The following is a 17,005-nucleotide window of genomic DNA, read 5'->3' on the forward strand; positions in this document are numbered from 1 at the left end:
GCAGAGTACATCTAAGTTGCCGGAGGGGTGGCTTCCGGTGCGTCCGTGGCCCGGGTGCGGGGGCGGGATCGCGCCACCGCGACCCCCGCGAGGCAGAGCGCGCCACCGCCGAGGGTGACCACCCCCGGCACCTCGTCCAGGGCCAGCCACGACATCAGGACGACGAGCGCGGGCACGGCGTACGTCGTCGCGCCCATGCGGCTCGCCGTCGTGCGGGCCAGCGCGTACGCCCAGGTGGTGAAGGCGAGAGCGGTCGGGAAGATGCCCAGGTAGACCATGTTGAGGGTCGCCGAGGCCGGCGCCTGCCGCAGGTCGGTCACCAGCTGCCCCGTGAACGGCAGGCACAGGACGGCGCCCACCAGGCAGCCGAAGGTGGTGACCTGCAGCGCGCTCGCGCTGCCGAGCGCCGGCTTCTGGGCGACGACCCCGGCCGCGTACCCGACGGCCGCGATCAGGCAGAGCGCCACGCCGAGCAGGGACGCCTTCCCCTCGCCGGACATCGAGAAGCCGACGGCGACGGCGCCCGCGAACGAGACCGCCATGCCCGCGAGGAGCCGGGGCGGCAGCGGGTCGCCGAGCAGCCGCGAGCCGAGCAGGGCCACGAGGATCGGTCCGATGTTCACCAGCAGGGCCGCGGTGCCCGCGTCGACCTGCTGCTCGCCCCAGTTGAGGACGACCATGTACACCCCGAACCACAGCAGCCCGGACACGGCGATGCCCGGCCAGGCGGCGCGCGGCGGCAGCCCCTCCCTGCGCACCGCCCAGACGGCGCCGAGCGTCACCGCCCCGGCCAGGAGCCGCCCGAGCGCGAGCGCGCCGGGGGAGTAGGCGGCTCCGGCGCTGCGTATGGAGACGAAGGCGGAGGCCCACAGGACGACCGTGAACGCGGCGGCGGCCGCTGCGAGCAGCTCGGGGCGGCGGGCGGTCAGTCGGGAGGCGGGCGGGGCGGGGGTGGCTGGTGCGGGGCGCGGGGAAGTGGCCGGAAGTGGCGCGTGCGCGGGGCGGGAGGCAGGCATGGGCCGAGGTTATGGCGTGGACGCTTCGGCGTTCAGCGAATTATCGGGCTCGACCATCTGGTTCCGGCTGCCTGTAGTACTCTCACTGTAGTGGTCGATACGTAGTACTTCGAATGGAGTGGTGGCCATGGTGCGCAGGAACGACGGCCGGCGGGCGGCCTTGGTCGACGCCGCCATCGAGGTGCTGGCCAGGGAGGGCGCCCGGGGGCTCACCTTCCGGGCCGTGGACACCGAGGCGGCGGTCCCCACCGGCACCGCCTCCAACTACTACAGCAACCGCGACGACCTGCTGACCCAGGCGGGCGCCCGCGTCTACGAACGGCTCACCCCCGACGCGGAGGTCATCGAGCGGCAGCGGACTGCGGCGCCCGACAAGGAGACCTACGCGGAGCTGATGCGCGAGGTCGTCGGCCGCGTCAGCGGCTTCCGCACGGGTTATCTGGCCCTGCTCGAACTCCGCCTGGAGGCGACCCGGCGGCCGGAGCTGCGGGCCGTCCTCACCGAGCGCGTCCGGTCCGACCTCGACGCCAACCTCTCGTACCACGCGGCGTCCGGGCTGCCGGGTGACGCGATGGCGGTCAAGCTCCTCTATCTGGCGTTCAATTGGCTCATCGTCGAACAGCTCACGCTGCCGGATGTCCTCTCCGAGGCCGAGCGCGACGAACTCGTCGCGGCGGCGGTGGAGCGCATCGTCGCGGGCTGACCGGCTGACCGGCTGACCGGCTGACCCGCCGTCCCGTGTCCGCCGGCCCGGCTAGAGGCCGTCGATGCCGAGGTGGGCGGTGAAGGCCCGCGCGCCGGCCGGTGTCACCCGCACGGCGCGCTCCGAACCGATCCGCTCGCACCAGCCCGCGGTCAGTGCGTGGTCGCAGAGCGCCGCCCCGGCGACCCCGGCGAGGTGGGGCTTGCGCTCCGTCCAGTCCAGGCAGGAGCGGGCCAGCGGCCGCCGGCCGGTCCGCACCAGCTCGATGCCCAACTCCCCGAACCACTCCACGCCTTGGTCGGTGAGGGCGAACCCGGTGTCCTGCCGCAGCAGCCCCCGCTCCGTCATCGCCCCGGTGACGGCGATCCCGAGCCGTCCGGCCAGGTGGTCGTAGCAGGTGCGGCCGCGGGCCATCGCGCCGGCGGCGCCCGCCTCGCGCAGCGTGCGGGGCGGCACCCGTTCGCCGGGGGTCGCGTGGGCGGCGAGGTCCTCGACGAGCTGGGCGACGCGCTCGTCGGCGAGCCGCACGTAGCGGTGCCTGCCCTGCCGGTGCTCGGCGAGCAGGCCGCCCGCGACCAGCCGCCCCAGGTGTTCACTGGCCGTCGACGCCGCGACACCGGCGTGCCTGGCCAGCTCTCCGGCGGTCCAGGCCCGCCCGTCGAGCAGCGCGAGCAGGCAGGCAGCCCTCGTCTCGTCCGCGAACAGCGCGGCGAGGGAGGCGAGGGCGGGGGCGTTGGTGTTCTTTCGGTGGCCCGGCGTCATGCCCTCAGGATGGGGCAGGGACCCTTCGGTCGGCACCGAAGCGTGCGCGTGACGGACCCTGAAGTGTGCGGGTGACGGACCCTGAAGTGTGCGCGTGGCCGACCCCGAAGTGTGCACGCGACCGGCACCGAAGGCGGCGAGGCTGCCGTCAGGCGCGTGCCGCAAGCCCCTCGTACTCCAGCGCCAGCCCGTCAAGGAGTGCCCGCAGGCCCGCCTCGAAGGCCCGTTCGTCGATGACCTGCTGCCGCTCGGCGAGCAGGTGGGCCTGGCCCAGGTGCGGGTAGTCGGCCGGGTCGTACGCGGTCTCGTCGTCCACGAAGCCCCCGGCGAACGAGCCGAGCGCGGAGCCCATGATGAAGTACCGCATCAGCGCGCCGATCGAGGTCGCCTGCGCGGCGGGCCAGCCGGCGTCGACCATCGCCCCGAACACCGCGTCGGCGAGCCGGAGTCCGGCGGGGCGGCGCCCCGGGCCGCGCGCGAGCACCGGGACGATGTTCGGGTGCAGGGTGAGGGCGGCCCGGTAGGAGACCGCCCAGTCGTGCAGCGCCGTGCGCCAGTCGCGCCCGTCGTCGGCGTCGAACATCGACAGGTCGACCTGGGCGCTCACCGAGTCCGCGACCGCCTCCAGGATCTGGTCCTTGGTGCGGAAGTGGTTGTACAGGGAGGGCCCGCTGACCCCGAGCTCGGCGGCGAGGCGGCGCGTGGAGACGGCCGCGAGTCCCTCGGAGTCCACGAGGGCGCGGGCCGCGTCGACGATGCGTTCTCGGCTGAGGAGGGGCTTGCGCGGTCGGGCCATGCGGCACATAGTAGGGCTGCCGCAACAAACTAGCAGTGCTAATTTAAATGCGACCTAACTTGAAGTAACCCGCCGCGCCACGCGGGACCCGAGGTGGAGAGGTGCCCCCATGAACCTGGAGCTCAGCGACGAGCAGGCCGCGGTCCGTCGGCTGGCCGAGGAGTTCGTGGCGCGCGAGATCACTCCGCATGTCGTGGAGTGGGACCGCGCCGAGAGCGTCGACCGGGGCATCGTGAAGAAGCTCGGCGACGTCGGTTTCCTCGGGCTCACCATCGACGAGGAGTACGGCGGCTCGGGCGGCGACCACCTCGCGTACTGCCTGGTGACCGAGGAGCTCGGCCGCGGGGACTCCTCGGTGCGCGGCATCGTCTCGGTCTCGCTCGGCCTGGTCGCCAAGACCATCGCGCACTGGGGCGACGAGGAGCAGAAGAGGCGGTGGCTGCCCGGGCTCACCTCCGGCGAGTACGTGGGGTGCTTCGGGCTCACCGAGCCGGGCACCGGATCCGACGCGGGCAGCCTCACGACACGGGCCGTGCGCGACGGCGACTCGTACGTGATCAACGGCACCAAGATGTTCATCACGAACGGCACCTGGGCCGATGTCGTGCTGCTCTTCGCCCGCACCGGTGACGCGCCGGGCCACAAGGGCGTCTCGGCCTTCCTGGTCCCCGCCGACACCCCCGGCCTGACCCGCCGCACCCTGCACGGCAAGCTCGGCCTGCGCGGCCAGGCCACCGCCGAACTCGTCCTTCAGGACGTCCGCGTCCCCGCTTCGGCCATGCTGGCGCCCGAGGGCAAGGGCTTCTCCGTCGCCATGTCGGCTCTCGCCAAGGGGCGCATGTCGGTGGCGGCCGGATGCGTGGGCATCGCGCAGGCGGCGCTCGACGCCGCCGTGCGGTACGCGGGCGAGCGCGAGCAGTTCGGGAAGAGCATCGCCCACCACCAGCTGGTGCAGGAGCTGCTCAGCGACATCGCGGTCGACGTCGACGCCGCGCGCCTGCTGACCTGGCGGGTCGCCGACCTCATCGACCGGGGGCAGCCCTTCGCCACGGAGTCCTCCAAGGCCAAGCTGTTCGCCTCGGAGGCCGCCGTGCGCGCCGCCAACAACGCCCTCCAGGTCTTCGGCGGCTACGGCTACATCGACGAGTACCCGGCGGGCAAGCTGCTGCGCGACGCCCGCGTGATGACCCTCTACGAGGGCACGAGCCAGATCCAGAAGCTCGTCATAGGCCGCGCCCTCACCGGCGTCTCGGCCTTCTGAGCGCACCCGCCGCCCGCCACCCGCCGCTGAGTACGGCCCGCTGAGTACGCACCTGAGTACCCCGACGGATGTGGCGCCCGCCGGTCTTCGCGGATGCTGCGTACATGACTGAGCCGCCCATCAAGCAGCAGACCACCAACGCCTTCTACGGCCAGGCCGTGGCCTCCTTCGCCGTCTCCATCGGGGCCGTCGCCATCGGCATCGGCTACCTGGACGCCTCCGCCTGGGTGCGCGGGTTCCTCGCCATCGCCGTGCTCTACCTGACGACCTCCGCGTTCACGCTGGCCAAGGTGATCAGGGACCGGCAGGAGGTGGTGCAGATCGTCAGCCGGGTCGACCAGGCCCGCGTCGACAAGCTGCTCGTCGAACACGACCCGTTCCGCCCGTCCTGACCGACGCCCTAAGCGCTTGCTCACCGTCAGAGGTATGGTGTCCCTCCCGAAAGGCTGAAGGAGTGGGCGATGAGTGCGGCGGAGGAGACCGGCGGCGAGGAGCAGCCGTGGGGCGAGGTGAGCCCCGACGCGGCCAGGCGGCTGCTTGTCGCCGCCGTCGAGGCCTTCGCCGAACGCGGCTACCACGCGACGACGACCCGCGACATCGCGGGCCGCGCCGGCATGAGCCCCGCCGCGCTCTACATCCACTACAAGACCAAGGAAGAGCTGCTCCACCGCATCAGCAGGATCGGCCACGACAAGGCGCTGGCCATCCTGCGCACCGCCGCGGAAGGCCCGGGCGGCGCGGCCGACCGGCTCACGGCGGCCGTGCGCTCCTTCGTCGGGTGGCACGCGGCGCACCACACGACTGCGCGCGTCGTCCAGTACGAGCTGGACGCGCTCGGCGAGGAGCACCGCACGGAGATCGTCGCGCTGCGCCGCAAGACGGACGCGGCCGTGCGGGACATCATCAACGACGGGGTCAGGGCAGGGGAGTTCGACGTTCCCGACGTGCCGGGCACCACGCTCGCCGTGCTCTCGCTCTGCATCGACGTGGCCCGCTGGTTCAACGCGGCGGGGCGCCGCACGCCCGACGAGGTCGGCGCGCTCTACGCCGACCTCGTGCTGCGGATGGTGGGCGCGCGGCCCGCGGAGCCTCAGAAGTAGTAGCGCGAGACCGACTCCGCCACGCACGCGGGCTTCTCGGCGCCCTCGCGCTCCACGGTGACCTTGGCCGTCACCTGGACGCCGCCGTCCTTCGTCGGCGTGACGTCGGTGAGCAGGGCGGTGGCGCGCAGCCGCGAGCCGACCGGCACGGGGGAGGGGAAACGGACCTTGTCGGTCCCGTAGTTGATGCCCATCTTCATGTTCCGGACGCCCATGACCTGCGGGACCAGGCTCGGCAGGAGCGACAGCGTCAGGTAGCCGTGGGCGATGGTCGTCCCGAAGGGGCCCTGCGCCGCCTTCTCCGCGTCCACGTGGATCCACTGGTGATCGCCCGTGGCCTCGGCGAAGAGGTCGATCCGCTTCTGGTCGATCTCCAGCCAGTCGCTGTACCCGAGCTGCTCGCCGACTCCGGCGCGCAGCTCCTCGGGCGACGTGAAGATCCTCGGCTCCGCCATGGTCCCTGGCCTCCTAGACGTATCGGAAACGTACGCAGACTAAGCGCTTGCTCAGCATGCGGGGTGGGCCGACGCGTGTCAACGGACCAGCCAGTAGGGTTTGCCGGGTGCCCCAGATCCCGGAAAAGGTCCATGAACTCACGGTCGGCCAGCTCGCCGACCGCAGCGGTGTCGCCGTGTCCGCCCTGCACTTCTACGAGTCCAAGGGCCTCATCGACAGCCGCCGCACCTCGGGCAACCAGCGCCGCTACCACCGGGACACGCTGCGCCGCGTCGCCTTCATCCGCGCCTCGCAGCGCGTCGGCATCCCGCTCGCCACGATCCGGGAGGCCCTCGACTCGCTGCCCGAGGAGCGCACGCCCACCCGCGAGGACTGGGCGCGCCTCTCGGAGGGGTGGCGCGCGGAACTGGACGAGCGCATCAAGCAGCTCGGCCGGCTGCGCGACCATCTGACGGACTGCATCGGCTGCGGCTGTCTCTCCCTGGACACCTGCGTGCTCTCCAACCCCGACGACGTCTTCGGCGAGCGGCACAGCGGCTCCCGGCTGATGGTGGAGCGCCGTCCGGGCCGGAGGTAGGGCCGGAAATTCCCCGCCCCGCGTCTAGCGGCGGCCGCGGTCGACGCATCAACGTGTTCGGTAGCCGAGTACGTACACGGAGCACGTCGAAGCCGATCGGGGGAGAGGCCGATGTCCGTCGTCATCTGCTCACTGCTGTGGGACGCCGCACGGCACGGACGGCAGACCGTCAAGTACGACAGTGACGGCTACCACCTGGTGCGTTTCCCGTACGGCGCGGACGAGGAGTCGTACGACGCGTGGCACATGCACGACCCCGCCAAGGGCGGCACGCACCCCTCGAAGTTCCCCGACGCCCGGTCGGGACTGATCTGGCCGAGCCACGAGGGCTGGGGGCTGCTCTCGGCCATGGTCTTCTGGCAGCCGGACGCCAGGGCGACGGAGTTCCGCGCGCGGTACGTCAGGGACCCGCTGAACCTGACGAGCGGATACGACTCGACGGCGACCACCGACTCCACGCCGACCGGAGGAGGGCAGTACAGGACCTACCTCTGGCAGATGTTCGTCCACCCGGGCACGCCGCTCGGCCTGAAGATCTCGGCACGCGGCGCGGGGGACGTGAAGCGCCCCACGCCGCTGATACACGCCCAGTTCAAGCTGGCCATACACACGGACGTCAAGGCGCCCTGAGCGGACCGCACTTCACCCGCCTCACCCACACCTCACCCGTACCTCATACGGTGACGAGGGGGCGCGGCCGCCTGGCCCGCGCCTGTGCCCGCGCCACCGCGTCCGGGGTGAGGACGGGTGCGGGCACGACGATGCCGCAGCCCGTGCAGACCGCCCCCGACGACGGCTCGTGCGCGAGCCCGTGCCGCCAGACGAGGTCGGTGTCCGCACAGACGGGGCAGGCCGCGCCCGGCTCCCTCTCCAGCGCCGCGATCAGCCGGCGCAGCACGTCGCCGAGAGGGGCGTGCGGGTGGATGTCCGGGTCGTCGCACCAGGCGATGCCGAACCCTCCCCAGGTGCAGCGGTGCCAGTCGTCGAAGCTGCCGGGGCGCCTGAGCCCGTCGTGCTTCTCCTTGCGGCGGCGCTCGGCGAACCCCGCCTCATAGGCGAGCCAGACCGCCCGCGCCGCCTCCAGCTCGTTCAACGCCGCCACCAGCCGCGCCGGGTCGGGCGACCTGTCCTCCGGCCCGAAACCGGCCCGGGAGCACAGGTGGTCCCAGGTGGCCCGGTGGCCATAGGGGGCGAACCTCTCCAGGCACTTGCGCAGCGAGTAGCGCCGCAGCGCCAGATCGCTCTGCGGATCACGCACCTGTCTCGCGAGACTCCGGAATCCGGCCATCGCCCTGCACCTCCGTCACACGCACTTCCGTACGGGTCCCCGTGTTCCGTTTTCGCCGGCGTCGATGTCGGGAGCCGAAACGACGTCGCCGAGTAGACGTATCGACACGCGATTCGGCTCCCTCATCGCGCGACCCTCTTTCGCCTGCCCGGGCGAGCTGGGGTGATGCCCGCACAACGGGGGCGCGTTGTGGTGATTCGGAAAAGGCGACGCATGTTCATCTTTCGGGTTGGCCGACCCGCCAGTAGCCTCCGCCGCATCGGCCTTCCGCGGAACCCGGAGGAGCAGCCATGCGACGACGCAACGTCAGACTCAGAACACTCACGGCGGGGGCGGCCCTCGCCCTCGGCGCCGCCCTCCTGGCGCCGCTGCCGGGGGCCGCGGCCGCGCCCGACGGCCCGGCGCCGCAAGGGCGGTCCGCCGCGGCGGACGACTATTGCGAGGGCCGGTGCGCGGACATCCTGCCGCCGGGCGCGAACGGCAACGCGACGCTCGCCGAGATCCTCGCCCACCGGCTGCTCGGCACCCGACCGGCCCACGCGGACGACCAGTTGGGCCCCTACGACGCGCTCTCCTCCGGCTACGGCTCGCTCACCGACGACCGTCTCACCGAGTTCTTCAATGACGCCTCGTTCGGGGTGCCCGACGGGCAGACCGCCTCGGTGACCCGGCCGCGCGACGACGTGACGATCACCCGGGACAAGAAGTACGGCATCCCGCACATCAAGGGCACCACCCGGTACGGCACCGAGTTCGGCGCGGGCTTCGCCGCGGGCCAGGACCGGCTCTGGCTCATCGACCTCTTCCGGCACATAGGCCGGGGGCAGCTGACCTCGTTCGCCGGCGGCGCACTCGCCAACCAGGGCCTGGAGCAGCAGTTCTGGCCGCAGGCCCCGTACACCGAGCAGGACCTGGAGAAGCAGGTCGAGTACATCAGATCGACCCAGGGCGAGCGCGGCAGGCAGGCCATGGAGGACGCGCAGGCCTACGTCGACGGGCTCAACGCCTACCGCGTGAAGTCGAAGAACGGCCGCTACTTCCCCGGCGAGTACGTCCTCACCGGGAAGATCGACGCGATCACCAACGCCGGTGAGATCGAACCCTTCAAAATCACCGACATGATCGCGCTCGCCTCGGTGGTCGGCGGACTCTTCGGCAACGGCGGCGGCGGAGAGGTCGAATCGGCGCTCTCCCTGCTGAAGGCCCAGGAGAAGTACGGGGTGGAGAAGGGCACGAAGGTGTGGGAGTCCTTCCGCGCCCGCAACGACCCCGAGGCCGTGCTGACCATCCACGACGGCACGAGCTTCCCGTACGCGGGCAAGCCGGCGAAGGCCCGCGGCACCGCCATGCCCGACCCGGGCTCCGTCGAGCGCGAGCCACTCGTGTACGACCGCGAGGGCGGCGCGAAGAGCGGCGCCAAGGACCCCGTCCGGGCGCCGGAGAAGCTGAAGCCGCTGCAGGGCATGTACGACAAGGGGGTCCTGCCGTCCGACCTGTTCCGGGCCGACGGCCACAAGAAGGGCATGTCCAACGCGCTGCTCGTCTCCGGCGAGCACACCGCGAGCGGCCACCCCGTGGCCGTCTTCGGCCCGCAGACCGGCTACTTCGCGCCCCAGCTGCTCATGCAGCAGGAACTCCAGGGCCCCGGCATCAGCGCGCGCGGCGTCTCCTTCGCGGGCGTCGGCATGTACGTCCAGCTCGGCCGCGGCCAGGACTACGCATGGTCGGCCACCTCCGCGGGCCAGGACATCACCGACACCTACGCGGTCGAGCTGTGCGAGCCCGGCGGGGGCACCCCCACCAAGCAGTCGGCCGGTTACCTCTACCGTGGCACCTGCACCCCCATGGAGAAACTGGAGCGCAGGAACGCCTGGAAGCCGACGCTCGCCGACTCCACGGCCGCGGGCTCCTACCGCATGCAGGTCTTCCGCACGAAGTACGGCATCGTCACGCACCGCGCGAACGTCGACGGCAGACCCGTCGCGTACGTCTCGCTGCGCTCCACCTACCGCCACGAGGCCGACTCCATCATCGGCTTCCAGATGCTGAACGACCCCTCGTACGTGAAGGACGCCGACACGTTCATGAAGGCCGCCCAGCACATCAGCTACGCCTTCAACTGGTTCTACGCCGACTCGCGCGACATCGCGTACTACAACAGCGGCGCCAACCCCGTGCGCGCCGACGGGATCGACCCCGCCCTGCCGGTCAAGGCGGAACAGGCCCACGAATGGCGGGACTTCGACCCCACCGACAACACCTCGGCGCAGACCCCGCCCGCCGAGCACCCGCACTCCGTCGACCAGGACTACTACATCTCCTGGAACAACAAGCAGGCCGAGGAGTTCAGTACCGCGGGCTTCGGCATGAGCGCCGTGCACCGCGGCGACCTGCTCGACGGACGCGTCAAGAAGCTCACCGAACAGGGCGGCGTCACCCGGGCCTCACTCACCCGGGCCATGTCGGAGGCGGCCGTCACCGACCTGCGCGGCGAGCAGGTGCTGCCCGAACTCCTCGACGTGCTCCGCAGCAAGCCGGTCACCGACCCGCAACTGGCCAAGGCCATCGAGCAGTTGGCGGCCTGGCGGGCGGCGGGCGCGCAGCGCAACCAGACGGCGGCGGGCTCCCGGACATACGCCCACCCCGACGCCGTACGCATCATGGACGCCTGGTGGCCGCTGCTCGTCGAAGCCGCGTTCGAACCGGGCCTCGGCAAGGACCTGTACGGGGCCCTCACCGCCCAGCTGGCCACCGACGAGGCGCCGTCCGCGGGCCACGGCCCCACCGGCGGGCACGCCGGCTCGGCCTTCCAGTACGGCTGGTGGGGCTATGCCGACAAGGACCTGCGCAAGGTCCTCGGGCGGCCCGTGAAGGGCGAGCTCGCCGACACCTACTGCGGCGCGGGCAAGCTCGACGCCTGCCGCGACACCCTGCTCACCACGCTGGCCCGCGCCGTCGCGAAGCCCGCCACCGAGGTCTACCCCGGTGACGACGCGTGCAAGGCGGGCGACCAGTGGTGCGCGGACTCCGTCATCCACCGGGCGCTGGGCGGCATCACGCACAAGCCGATCCAGTGGCAGAACCGCCCCACCTACCAGCAGGTCGTCGAATTCCCCCGGCACCGCCCGTAGTTCCGGCCCGGACGGGGCTCAGTACAGAGCGATCCGCCCTGCGGCGAACACGACACGCGCCAGCTCCTCGTGGCAGATGTCGCTGTGCGCGCCGGAGGGCGGACCGCCGCGCCGCACCACCGATGCCGTGTCGATGCTCACGCACCCCTTGGCCGGTATCCTCTCGCCCAGTTCGATGCGGCGGGTGCCGTCCACGGCCCGGATGCCGTTGTAGCCGATGGCTCCCCAGCGCTCCCACAAATCGAGGAAGCTCGACGAGTCACCGGCCAGCTTCGAGGCGAGCGGGTAGAGCTTGCCCAGCGCGTCGTCGAAGTGCGAGTAGCAGGAGACGAGCGGGCCGTCGATGCGGTCCTGCATGCCGTGCAGGGCGCCGCCGCGGAACCTGTCGTGCGGGAGCCGCTCGGCGAACGTGTAGTGCGAGAAGGCGCCCTGGAGCAGCGTCACCGACTTCACCGCCCGTACGTCCGCGGGCATCCCGCGCAGCGCGTACGCCACGAGCCGGGCGCCGAAGCTGTGTCCGATGAGGTGCACCCTGATGCCCGGCACATCGGCGGCGAGCAGTCCGATCGCGGGTCCGAGCCCCAGCTGGCCCACCGCGCCCGCCCGCCGCTTCATCGCGTAGTACGTGCCCTGCCGCAGCAGTTCGTGGGCGCCGTCCCACAGCCGTTCGCGCAGCTCGCCGAGGAGGGCGGGCTCCCCGGTGTCCGACCGCGCGGCGGCGAACATCTCGCAGACCTGGACGGCGTCGTCGGTGAGCATGGCGGGCTCGCCCGCGCCGGTGTCCTGGCCGAAGTGCCGGGCCGGATGCGTCTCGCGCAGGGAGACCAGCTCGCGCACGTGCCGGCCGAACTCGTAGATGCGGGACGGCACCCGCGAACGCTCGGCGAGCAGTTCGGCGATCCGGTCCAGGGTGGCGCCGTGGTCGGGGAAGGCGCGGTCCAGCGCCTGCCGGGTGGCCGGGTCGAGCACGGGCTCGCCCGGCGGAGCGCCCGGGACCGTGGCCGAGGGGTCGAAGTCGGGGATCGGCTCGTCGGGGAAGCGGATCGCGGGCCAGAGCACGCCGACGTAACCCAGCCGGACCCCCGCCCCGCAGAGATCCTGGGCGGGGGTGAAGAAGCGCCGGTACAGCTTCCTGGCGTCCTTCTGCTGGTTGTTCCAGCCGTGCGCGAAGACCAGCAGATCGGTGACGCGTTCACGTTCCGCGCCGGAGAGCAGCTGCGCGCGCTGCGCGGTGTCGACGTCGCCGTCGGCGTCGAAGGTCAATTCCCAGTAGGGCTCCACGCCCGGAGTGTCCTGCGCCCCGGGCCACCTGGCCAGATGCCGTGCACCACCTGGCCGGGCGGGGGGGAGCGGTTCAGGCGAGGTCGCGCTCCCGCGTCTCCGGGAGCGCGAGGACGCAGAGCAGCGACACGACGGCCATCGCGCTCACGTACCAGCCCACCGAGGAGGAGCCGAACGCGGACTGGAGCCGGGTCGCGACCAGCGGCGAGACCGCGCCGCCGAGCACCCCGCCCAGGTTGTACGCGAGCGAGGCGCCGGAGTAGCGCACGTTCGTGGCGAACAGCTCGGGCAGATAGGCGCCCATCGGGCCGTAGACCACACCCATGCAGAAGAGCGCGCCGCCGATCGCGACGGCGACGAGCACCGGCCGCTCGGTGTCCAGGAGCGGGAAGAGCACGAGCCCCCACACGGCGGCCAGCGCGGTGCCCGCGAGGACCAGCCTGCGCCGCCCCGCGCCGTCGGAGCGCGTCGCGGCGAGCCAGGTGCCGGCCGCGAGGAAGAGACAGGCGACCAGCGAGAGGCCGAGCATGGTGTTGCGGGAGATGTGCAGGGTGCCGGTGGCGTAGGAGAGGCAGTAGGTCGTGGCGGTGTAGAAGAGGCCGTACGCGACGACCATTCCGCCCGCGCCGAGCAGCAGTTCGCGCGGATGGCGGCGCACCACGTCGAGCGCGGGCACCTTGCTCGCCTCCTGTGCCGTCATGACCTTCGCGAAGACCGGGGTCTCGCTGATCCGCAGCCGCACGAACAGGCCGACGCCGACCAGCAGGAACGAGAGCAGGAACGGCACGCGCCAGCCCCACGAGCGGAACGCCTCGTCGGAGAGCGCGGCCGACAGCAGCCAGAACACGCCGGTCGCCGCGAAGAAGCCGACGGACGGGCCGAGTTGCGGGAAGGCCGCGTACAGGCCGCGCTTCTTGCGCGGCGCGTGCTCCACCGCGAGCAGCGCCGCCCCGCCCCACTCGCCGCCGAGCCCGATGCCCTGCAGGAAGCGGAGCAGGACGAGGAGCAGCGGCGCCCAGATCCCCCAGGTGCCGTAGCCGGGCAGGAGGCCGACGAGCGCGGTCGAGAGGCCCATCAGGAGCAGCGAGGCCACCAGGACGGACTTGCGTCCCACCCGGTCACCGAAGTGCCCGAAGATCACCGAGCCGATGGGGCGGGCCGCGAACGCCACCGCGTACGTGGAGAAGGAGGCGAGGGTGGCGTTGACCGGTTCGAGGGTCGGGAAGAACGCCTCGTTCAGGACGAGGGCGGCCGCCGTGCCGTAGATGTAGAAGTCGTAGAACTCGATGGCCGTCCCGATGAAGGAGGCCACGGCCACTCTCCGCAGACTCTCGGCGCCCGCACCCGGGGCCGGACCCGCGCCCGCGTCCTGGACCTGCTGGTTCTCTGCTGCTGTCGCTTCGCTGTGCACGAGCGGCACTCTCACGGTGGATGTACGGGGCAGTCAATACCCGGGACGGGCCGTCTCGGTCATTGAGACCGGGACGGCAGCGGCACCGGGCGGGGCCTTCCGCCACGACATACCGACTGGTTAGTCTGCCGGGGAAGCCGAGCCGCGGGCGAAGGAGAACCATCGTGGAGACCCTGCAGGACAAGGGAGTCGTCGTCACCGGCGGAGGAGGCGGCATCGGCGCCGCGCTGGCCCGCCGCTTCGCCGCCGAGGGGGCCCGCGTCGTCGTCAACGACCTGGACGCGGCCAAGGCGAAGGCCGTCGCCGCCGAGGTGGGCGGCATCGCCGTGCCGGGCGACGCCTCCGTGATCGTGCCCGAGGCCCGTGAGGCCCTCGGCGGCACGGTCGACGTGTACTGCGCCAACGCCGGGCTCGGCTCCGGCGGCGACGAGGCCGCGCCCGAGGAGGTCTGGGCCGCGGCCTGGGACGTCAACGTGATGGCCCATGTACGGGCGGCCCACGCACTGCTGCCCGAGTGGCTGGAGCGCGGCGGCGGCCGGTTCGTCTCCACCGTCTCCGCGGCCGGCCTGCTCACCATGATCGGGGCCGCGCCGTACAGCGTCACCAAGCACGGCGCGTACGCCTTCGCCGAGTGGCTCTCGCTCACCTACCGCCACCGGGGGATCAAGGTCCACGCGATCTGTCCGCAGGGCGTCCGCACCGACATGCTCGCCGCCACCGGCACCGCGGGCGACCTCGTGCTCACCCCCACCGCGATCGAACCCGCGGACGTCGCCGACGCGCTCTTCGCCGGCATGGCGCAGGACCGCTTCCTGATCCTGCCCCACCCCGAGGTCGCCGCCTACTACCAGGCCCGCGCCGCCACCCCCGACAAGTGGCTGACCGGCATGAACCACCTCCAGCAGAAGTGGGAGGCGACGCAGCGGTGAGCGACCTTCCCCCCGCCGGTTCCCGGTACGCGGCCAAGCCCTGGCTCGGCCGGCTCAACGCCGCCCAGCGCGGCCCCGTCCACCCCGCCGCCTCCGTGCCCCACGCCTTCCGCGACGCCGTCGCCGGCGCCCCCGGACACACCGCGCTCGCCTACTTCGACGGCCGCCTGAGCTACCGCGAGACCGACGCCCTCACCGACTCCGTCGCCGGCCACCTCGCCGCGCGCGGCGTCACCCGCGGCGACCGCGTCGCCATCCTCCTGCAGAACACCCCGCACTTCGTTCTCGCGCTCCTCGGCGCCTGGAAGGCGGGCGCGACCGTCGTCCCCGTCAACCCCATGTACAAGTCGGCGGAGGTCGCGCACGTCCTCGCGGACGCCGGGGTGACCGCGCTGATCTGCTCGGACCGCGCCTGGGAGACGTATCTGCGCGACACGGCGGCCGGTTCGCCGGTGCGCGTCGTCCTCACCGCCTGCCAGCTCGACCTCCAGACCCGTGACGACACCCGCGTCCTCGACTTCGAGCGCCTGCCGGTGCCCACCGACGCCGACGACCTGGTGGCCGTCGCGCGCCGGGGACTGCCGGCCCCCGCCGACCGCGAGCTCGGCCCGAACGACGTGGCGCTGATCAGCTACACCTCGGGCACCAGCGGCACCCCCAAGGGCGCCATGAACACCCACGGCAACATCACCTACAACGCCGAACGCCAGCGCACCGGCTCCGGGATCCCGGCGGGCTCCTGCTACTTCGCGATGGCGCCCCTCTTCCACATCACCGGCATGGTCGCCCAGGTCGCGGCCTGCATCGCCAACGCGGGCACCCTCGCGCTCGCCTACCGCTTCGAGGCCGGCGTGGTCCTCGACGCCTTCGCCGAACACCGGCCCGCGTACACGGTGGGCCCGTCCACGGCCTTCATGGCGCTGGCCGCCCACCCCGCGGCGACCCGCGCGCACTTCGACTCCTTCGTGATGATCTCCTCGGGCGGCGCGCCGCTGCCCCCGGCCCTGGTGGAGAAGTTCCGCGCCGCCTTCGGCCCCTACCTCCACAACGGCTACGGCCTCACCGAGTGCACCGCGCCCTGCGCCTCCGTGCCGCCCGGCCAGGAGGCCCCGGTCGACCCGGTCTCGGGCACCCTCGCCGTCGGCGTCCCCGGCCCCGAGACGGTCGTCCGCATCCTGGACGACGCCGGCCGCGAGGTGCCGTTCGGCGAACAGGGCGAGATCACCGTGCGCGGCCCGCAGGTGGTGCCCGGCTACTGGCGGCGCCCCGACGCCACCGCCGAGGCCTTCCCCGGCGGCGAACTGCGCACCGGCGACATCGGGTTCATGGACACGGCGGGCTGGCTCTACGTCGTGGACCGCAAGAAGGACATGATCAACGCCTCCGGCTTCAAGGTCTGGCCGCGCGAGGTCGAGGACGTCCTCTACACCCACCCCGCCGTGCGCGAGGCGGCCGTCGTCGGCGTCCCCGACAGCTACCGCGGGGAGACCGTCAAGGCGTACGTCAGCCTGCGCCCGGACAGCGACGCCGGCCCCGAGGAGCTGGCCGCGCACTGCAAGGAACGGCTCGCCGCGTACAAATACCCGCGCGACGTGGAGATCCTGGCGGAGCTGCCGAAGACCACAAGTGGGAAGATCCTCCGGCGGGAACTGCGTTCCCGCGCGAAGAACGGCAAGTGAAGCGAAAGGCAGGTGGCGGCAGTGGCCCGAACGACGGACGGTGACGGCACGCCCGTCCCGCAGCGCCTGCTGGCCGCCGCCACCAGGCTCTTCGCCGACCACGGGTACGACCGTACGTCGGTACAGGAGATCGTGGAGGCGGCGGGCGTCACCAAGGGCGCGCTCTACCACTACTTCGGCTCCAAGGACGACCTCCTGCACGAGGTGTACGCCCGCATGCTCCGCGTCCAGCAGGAGCGGCTCGACGCCATCGCCGCCACGGACGCCCCGGTGGAGCGGCGGGTGCGCGACGCCGCCGCGGACGTCGTGGTCACCACCATCGACAACCTCGACGACGCGTCGATCTTCTTCCGCTCCATGCACCACCTCAGCCCGGAGAAGAACAAGCAGGTCCGTGCCGAGCGGCGCCGCTACCACGAGCGCTTCCGGGCCCTGATCGAGGAGGGCCAGGAGTCCGGCGTCTTCTCCACCGCCACCCCCGCGGACCTGGTGGTGGACTACCACTTCGGTTCGGTCCACCACCTGTCCACCTGGTACCGCCCCGACGGCCCGCTCACCCCGCGGCAGGTCGCCGACCACCTGGCCGACCTGCTGCTGAGGGCGCTGCGGCCGTGA

General features: G+C 72.1%; 17 protein-coding genes. 10 read left to right on the plus strand and 7 right to left on the minus strand.

The features are described 5' to 3' along the window. Positions 1 to 11: 11 nt before the first annotated feature. Entirely contained in the window at positions 12 to 1,016 is a 1,005-nt protein-coding gene (locus tag ACZ7DY_RS28620; RefSeq protein WP_471140069.1) for a DMT family transporter, read from the minus strand. A 127-nt stretch (positions 1,017 to 1,143) separates the two neighbouring features. Here ACZ7DY_RS28620 and ACZ7DY_RS28625 point away from each other — a divergent pair, with 127 nt between their 5' ends. After that, positions 1,144 to 1,719 carry a TetR/AcrR family transcriptional regulator gene (locus tag ACZ7DY_RS28625; RefSeq protein ID WP_471140072.1) on the plus strand — a complete coding sequence of 192 codons (576 nt, stop codon included), beginning with the start codon at positions 1,144 to 1,146 and terminating at the stop codon, positions 1,717 to 1,719. A gap of 51 nt (positions 1,720 to 1,770) precedes the next feature. Here ACZ7DY_RS28625 and ACZ7DY_RS28630 read toward each other — a convergent pair whose 3' ends face one another. Together ACZ7DY_RS28630 and ACZ7DY_RS28635 are read right to left on the minus strand one after the other, a co-directional pair. Beyond that, positions 1,771 to 2,481 carry an ArsR/SmtB family transcription factor gene (locus ACZ7DY_RS28630; protein WP_471140074.1) on the minus strand — a complete coding sequence of 237 codons (711 nt, stop codon included), beginning with the start codon at positions 2,479 to 2,481 and terminating at the stop codon, positions 1,771 to 1,773. Positions 2,482 to 2,629: 148 nt separating this feature from the next. Further along, positions 2,630 to 3,277: a TetR/AcrR family transcriptional regulator gene (locus tag ACZ7DY_RS28635; protein WP_471140076.1), complete on the minus strand. Its 648-nt coding sequence runs from the start codon at positions 3,275 to 3,277 to the stop codon at positions 2,630 to 2,632. Between the two features lie 109 nt (positions 3,278 to 3,386). On the opposite strand from ACZ7DY_RS28635, the gene ACZ7DY_RS28640 reads away from it, so the two are divergent. The 3 genes from ACZ7DY_RS28640 (at position 3,387) to ACZ7DY_RS28650 (ending at position 5,638) form a co-directional block, all read left to right on the plus strand. Next, a complete protein-coding gene (locus ACZ7DY_RS28640) occupies positions 3,387 to 4,538 on the plus strand; it encodes an acyl-CoA dehydrogenase family protein (RefSeq protein WP_471140079.1) in 1,152 nt (383 codons plus the stop codon). Between the two features lie 104 nt (positions 4,539 to 4,642). Continuing rightward, positions 4,643 to 4,930 (plus strand): YiaA/YiaB family inner membrane protein, encoded by a 288-nt coding sequence (locus tag ACZ7DY_RS28645; protein ID WP_471140081.1) that lies wholly within the window; start codon positions 4,643 to 4,645, stop codon positions 4,928 to 4,930. A 69-nt stretch (positions 4,931 to 4,999) separates the two neighbouring features. Then, entirely contained in the window at positions 5,000 to 5,638 is a 639-nt protein-coding gene (locus ACZ7DY_RS28650) for a TetR/AcrR family transcriptional regulator (protein ID WP_471140084.1), read from the plus strand. Here the strand turns inward: ACZ7DY_RS28650 and ACZ7DY_RS28655 are convergent. Continuing rightward, a complete protein-coding gene (locus ACZ7DY_RS28655) occupies positions 5,629 to 6,093 on the minus strand; it encodes a MaoC family dehydratase (RefSeq protein WP_471140086.1) in 465 nt (154 codons plus the stop codon). The genes ACZ7DY_RS28650 and ACZ7DY_RS28655 overlap by 10 nt on opposite strands. Positions 6,094 to 6,200: 107 nt before the next feature. Between ACZ7DY_RS28655 and soxR the strand changes: the two genes are divergently transcribed. Both soxR and ACZ7DY_RS28665 read left to right on the plus strand, forming a co-directional pair. Further along, entirely contained in the window at positions 6,201 to 6,671 is a 471-nt protein-coding gene (soxR, locus tag ACZ7DY_RS28660) for a redox-sensitive transcriptional activator SoxR (RefSeq protein ID WP_471140088.1), read from the plus strand. A 111-nt stretch (positions 6,672 to 6,782) separates the two neighbouring features. Beyond that, on the plus strand, positions 6,783 to 7,301 hold the full coding sequence (locus ACZ7DY_RS28665) for a hypothetical protein (RefSeq protein WP_471140090.1): 519 nt from the start codon (positions 6,783 to 6,785) through the stop codon (positions 7,299 to 7,301). A 43-nt stretch (positions 7,302 to 7,344) separates the two neighbouring features. Here ACZ7DY_RS28665 and ACZ7DY_RS28670 read toward each other — a convergent pair whose 3' ends face one another. Next, positions 7,345 to 7,959 carry a hypothetical protein gene (locus tag ACZ7DY_RS28670; protein ID WP_471140093.1) on the minus strand — a complete coding sequence of 205 codons (615 nt, stop codon included), beginning with the start codon at positions 7,957 to 7,959 and terminating at the stop codon, positions 7,345 to 7,347. Positions 7,960 to 8,249: 290 nt separating this feature from the next. Here ACZ7DY_RS28670 and ACZ7DY_RS28675 point away from each other — a divergent pair, with 290 nt between their 5' ends. Further along, the gene (locus ACZ7DY_RS28675) at positions 8,250 to 11,090 is read left to right on the plus strand and encodes a penicillin acylase family protein (RefSeq protein ID WP_471140094.1); all 2,841 of its coding nucleotides are present in this window, start codon (positions 8,250 to 8,252) and stop codon (positions 11,088 to 11,090) included. Positions 11,091 to 11,108: 18 nt separating this feature from the next. Here the strand turns inward: ACZ7DY_RS28675 and ACZ7DY_RS28680 are convergent, their stop codons facing one another. Together ACZ7DY_RS28680 and ACZ7DY_RS28685 are read right to left on the minus strand one after the other, a co-directional pair. Further along, on the minus strand, positions 11,109 to 12,371 hold the full coding sequence (locus tag ACZ7DY_RS28680) for a serine-threonine protein kinase (protein ID WP_471140097.1): 1,263 nt from the start codon (positions 12,369 to 12,371) through the stop codon (positions 11,109 to 11,111). Between the two features lie 73 nt (positions 12,372 to 12,444). Then, on the minus strand, positions 12,445 to 13,782 hold the full coding sequence (locus tag ACZ7DY_RS28685) for an MFS transporter (RefSeq protein ID WP_471140098.1): 1,338 nt from the start codon (positions 13,780 to 13,782) through the stop codon (positions 12,445 to 12,447). Between the two features lie 161 nt (positions 13,783 to 13,943). On the opposite strand from ACZ7DY_RS28685, the gene ACZ7DY_RS28690 reads away from it, so the two are divergent. Genes ACZ7DY_RS28690 through ACZ7DY_RS28700 form a run of 3 tightly spaced genes read left to right on the plus strand, consistent with a single transcriptional unit; the run spans position 13,944 to position 17,005 of the window. Beyond that, positions 13,944 to 14,711, plus strand: coding sequence for an SDR family oxidoreductase (locus ACZ7DY_RS28690; protein ID WP_471140881.1), 768 nt, complete (start codon positions 13,944 to 13,946; stop codon positions 14,709 to 14,711). After that, positions 14,708 to 16,390 (plus strand): class I adenylate-forming enzyme family protein, encoded by a 1,683-nt coding sequence (locus ACZ7DY_RS28695; RefSeq protein WP_471140101.1) that lies wholly within the window; start codon positions 14,708 to 14,710, stop codon positions 16,388 to 16,390. The genes ACZ7DY_RS28690 and ACZ7DY_RS28695 overlap by 4 nt, the downstream gene beginning before the upstream one ends. Before the next feature lie 21 nt (positions 16,391 to 16,411). After that, on the plus strand, positions 16,412 to 17,005 hold the full coding sequence (locus tag ACZ7DY_RS28700; protein WP_471140104.1) for a TetR/AcrR family transcriptional regulator: 594 nt from the start codon (positions 16,412 to 16,414) through the stop codon (positions 17,003 to 17,005).

This window comes from Streptomyces sp. NPDC037013 (assembly GCF_055607265.1).

Coding starts and splice junctions, on each gene's coding strand:
- ACZ7DY_RS28620 (WP_471140069.1), bottom strand. CDS start 1,016: ATGCCTGCCTCCCGCCCCGCGCACGCGCCACTTCCGGCCACTTCCCCG.
- ACZ7DY_RS28625 (WP_471140072.1), top strand. CDS start 1,144: ATGGTGCGCAGGAACGACGGCCGGCGGGCGGCCTTGGTCGACGCCGCC.
- ACZ7DY_RS28630 (WP_471140074.1), bottom strand. CDS start 2,481: ATGACGCCGGGCCACCGAAAGAACACCAACGCCCCCGCCCTCGCCTCC.
- ACZ7DY_RS28635 (WP_471140076.1), bottom strand. CDS start 3,277: ATGGCCCGACCGCGCAAGCCCCTCCTCAGCCGAGAACGCATCGTCGAC.
- ACZ7DY_RS28640 (WP_471140079.1), top strand. CDS start 3,387: ATGAACCTGGAGCTCAGCGACGAGCAGGCCGCGGTCCGTCGGCTGGCC.
- ACZ7DY_RS28645 (WP_471140081.1), top strand. CDS start 4,643: ATGACTGAGCCGCCCATCAAGCAGCAGACCACCAACGCCTTCTACGGC.
- ACZ7DY_RS28650 (WP_471140084.1), top strand. CDS start 5,000: ATGAGTGCGGCGGAGGAGACCGGCGGCGAGGAGCAGCCGTGGGGCGAG.
- ACZ7DY_RS28655 (WP_471140086.1), bottom strand. CDS start 6,093: ATGGCGGAGCCGAGGATCTTCACGTCGCCCGAGGAGCTGCGCGCCGGA.
- ACZ7DY_RS28665 (WP_471140090.1), top strand. CDS start 6,783: ATGTCCGTCGTCATCTGCTCACTGCTGTGGGACGCCGCACGGCACGGA.
- ACZ7DY_RS28670 (WP_471140093.1), bottom strand. CDS start 7,959: ATGGCCGGATTCCGGAGTCTCGCGAGACAGGTGCGTGATCCGCAGAGC.
- ACZ7DY_RS28675 (WP_471140094.1), top strand. CDS start 8,250: ATGCGACGACGCAACGTCAGACTCAGAACACTCACGGCGGGGGCGGCC.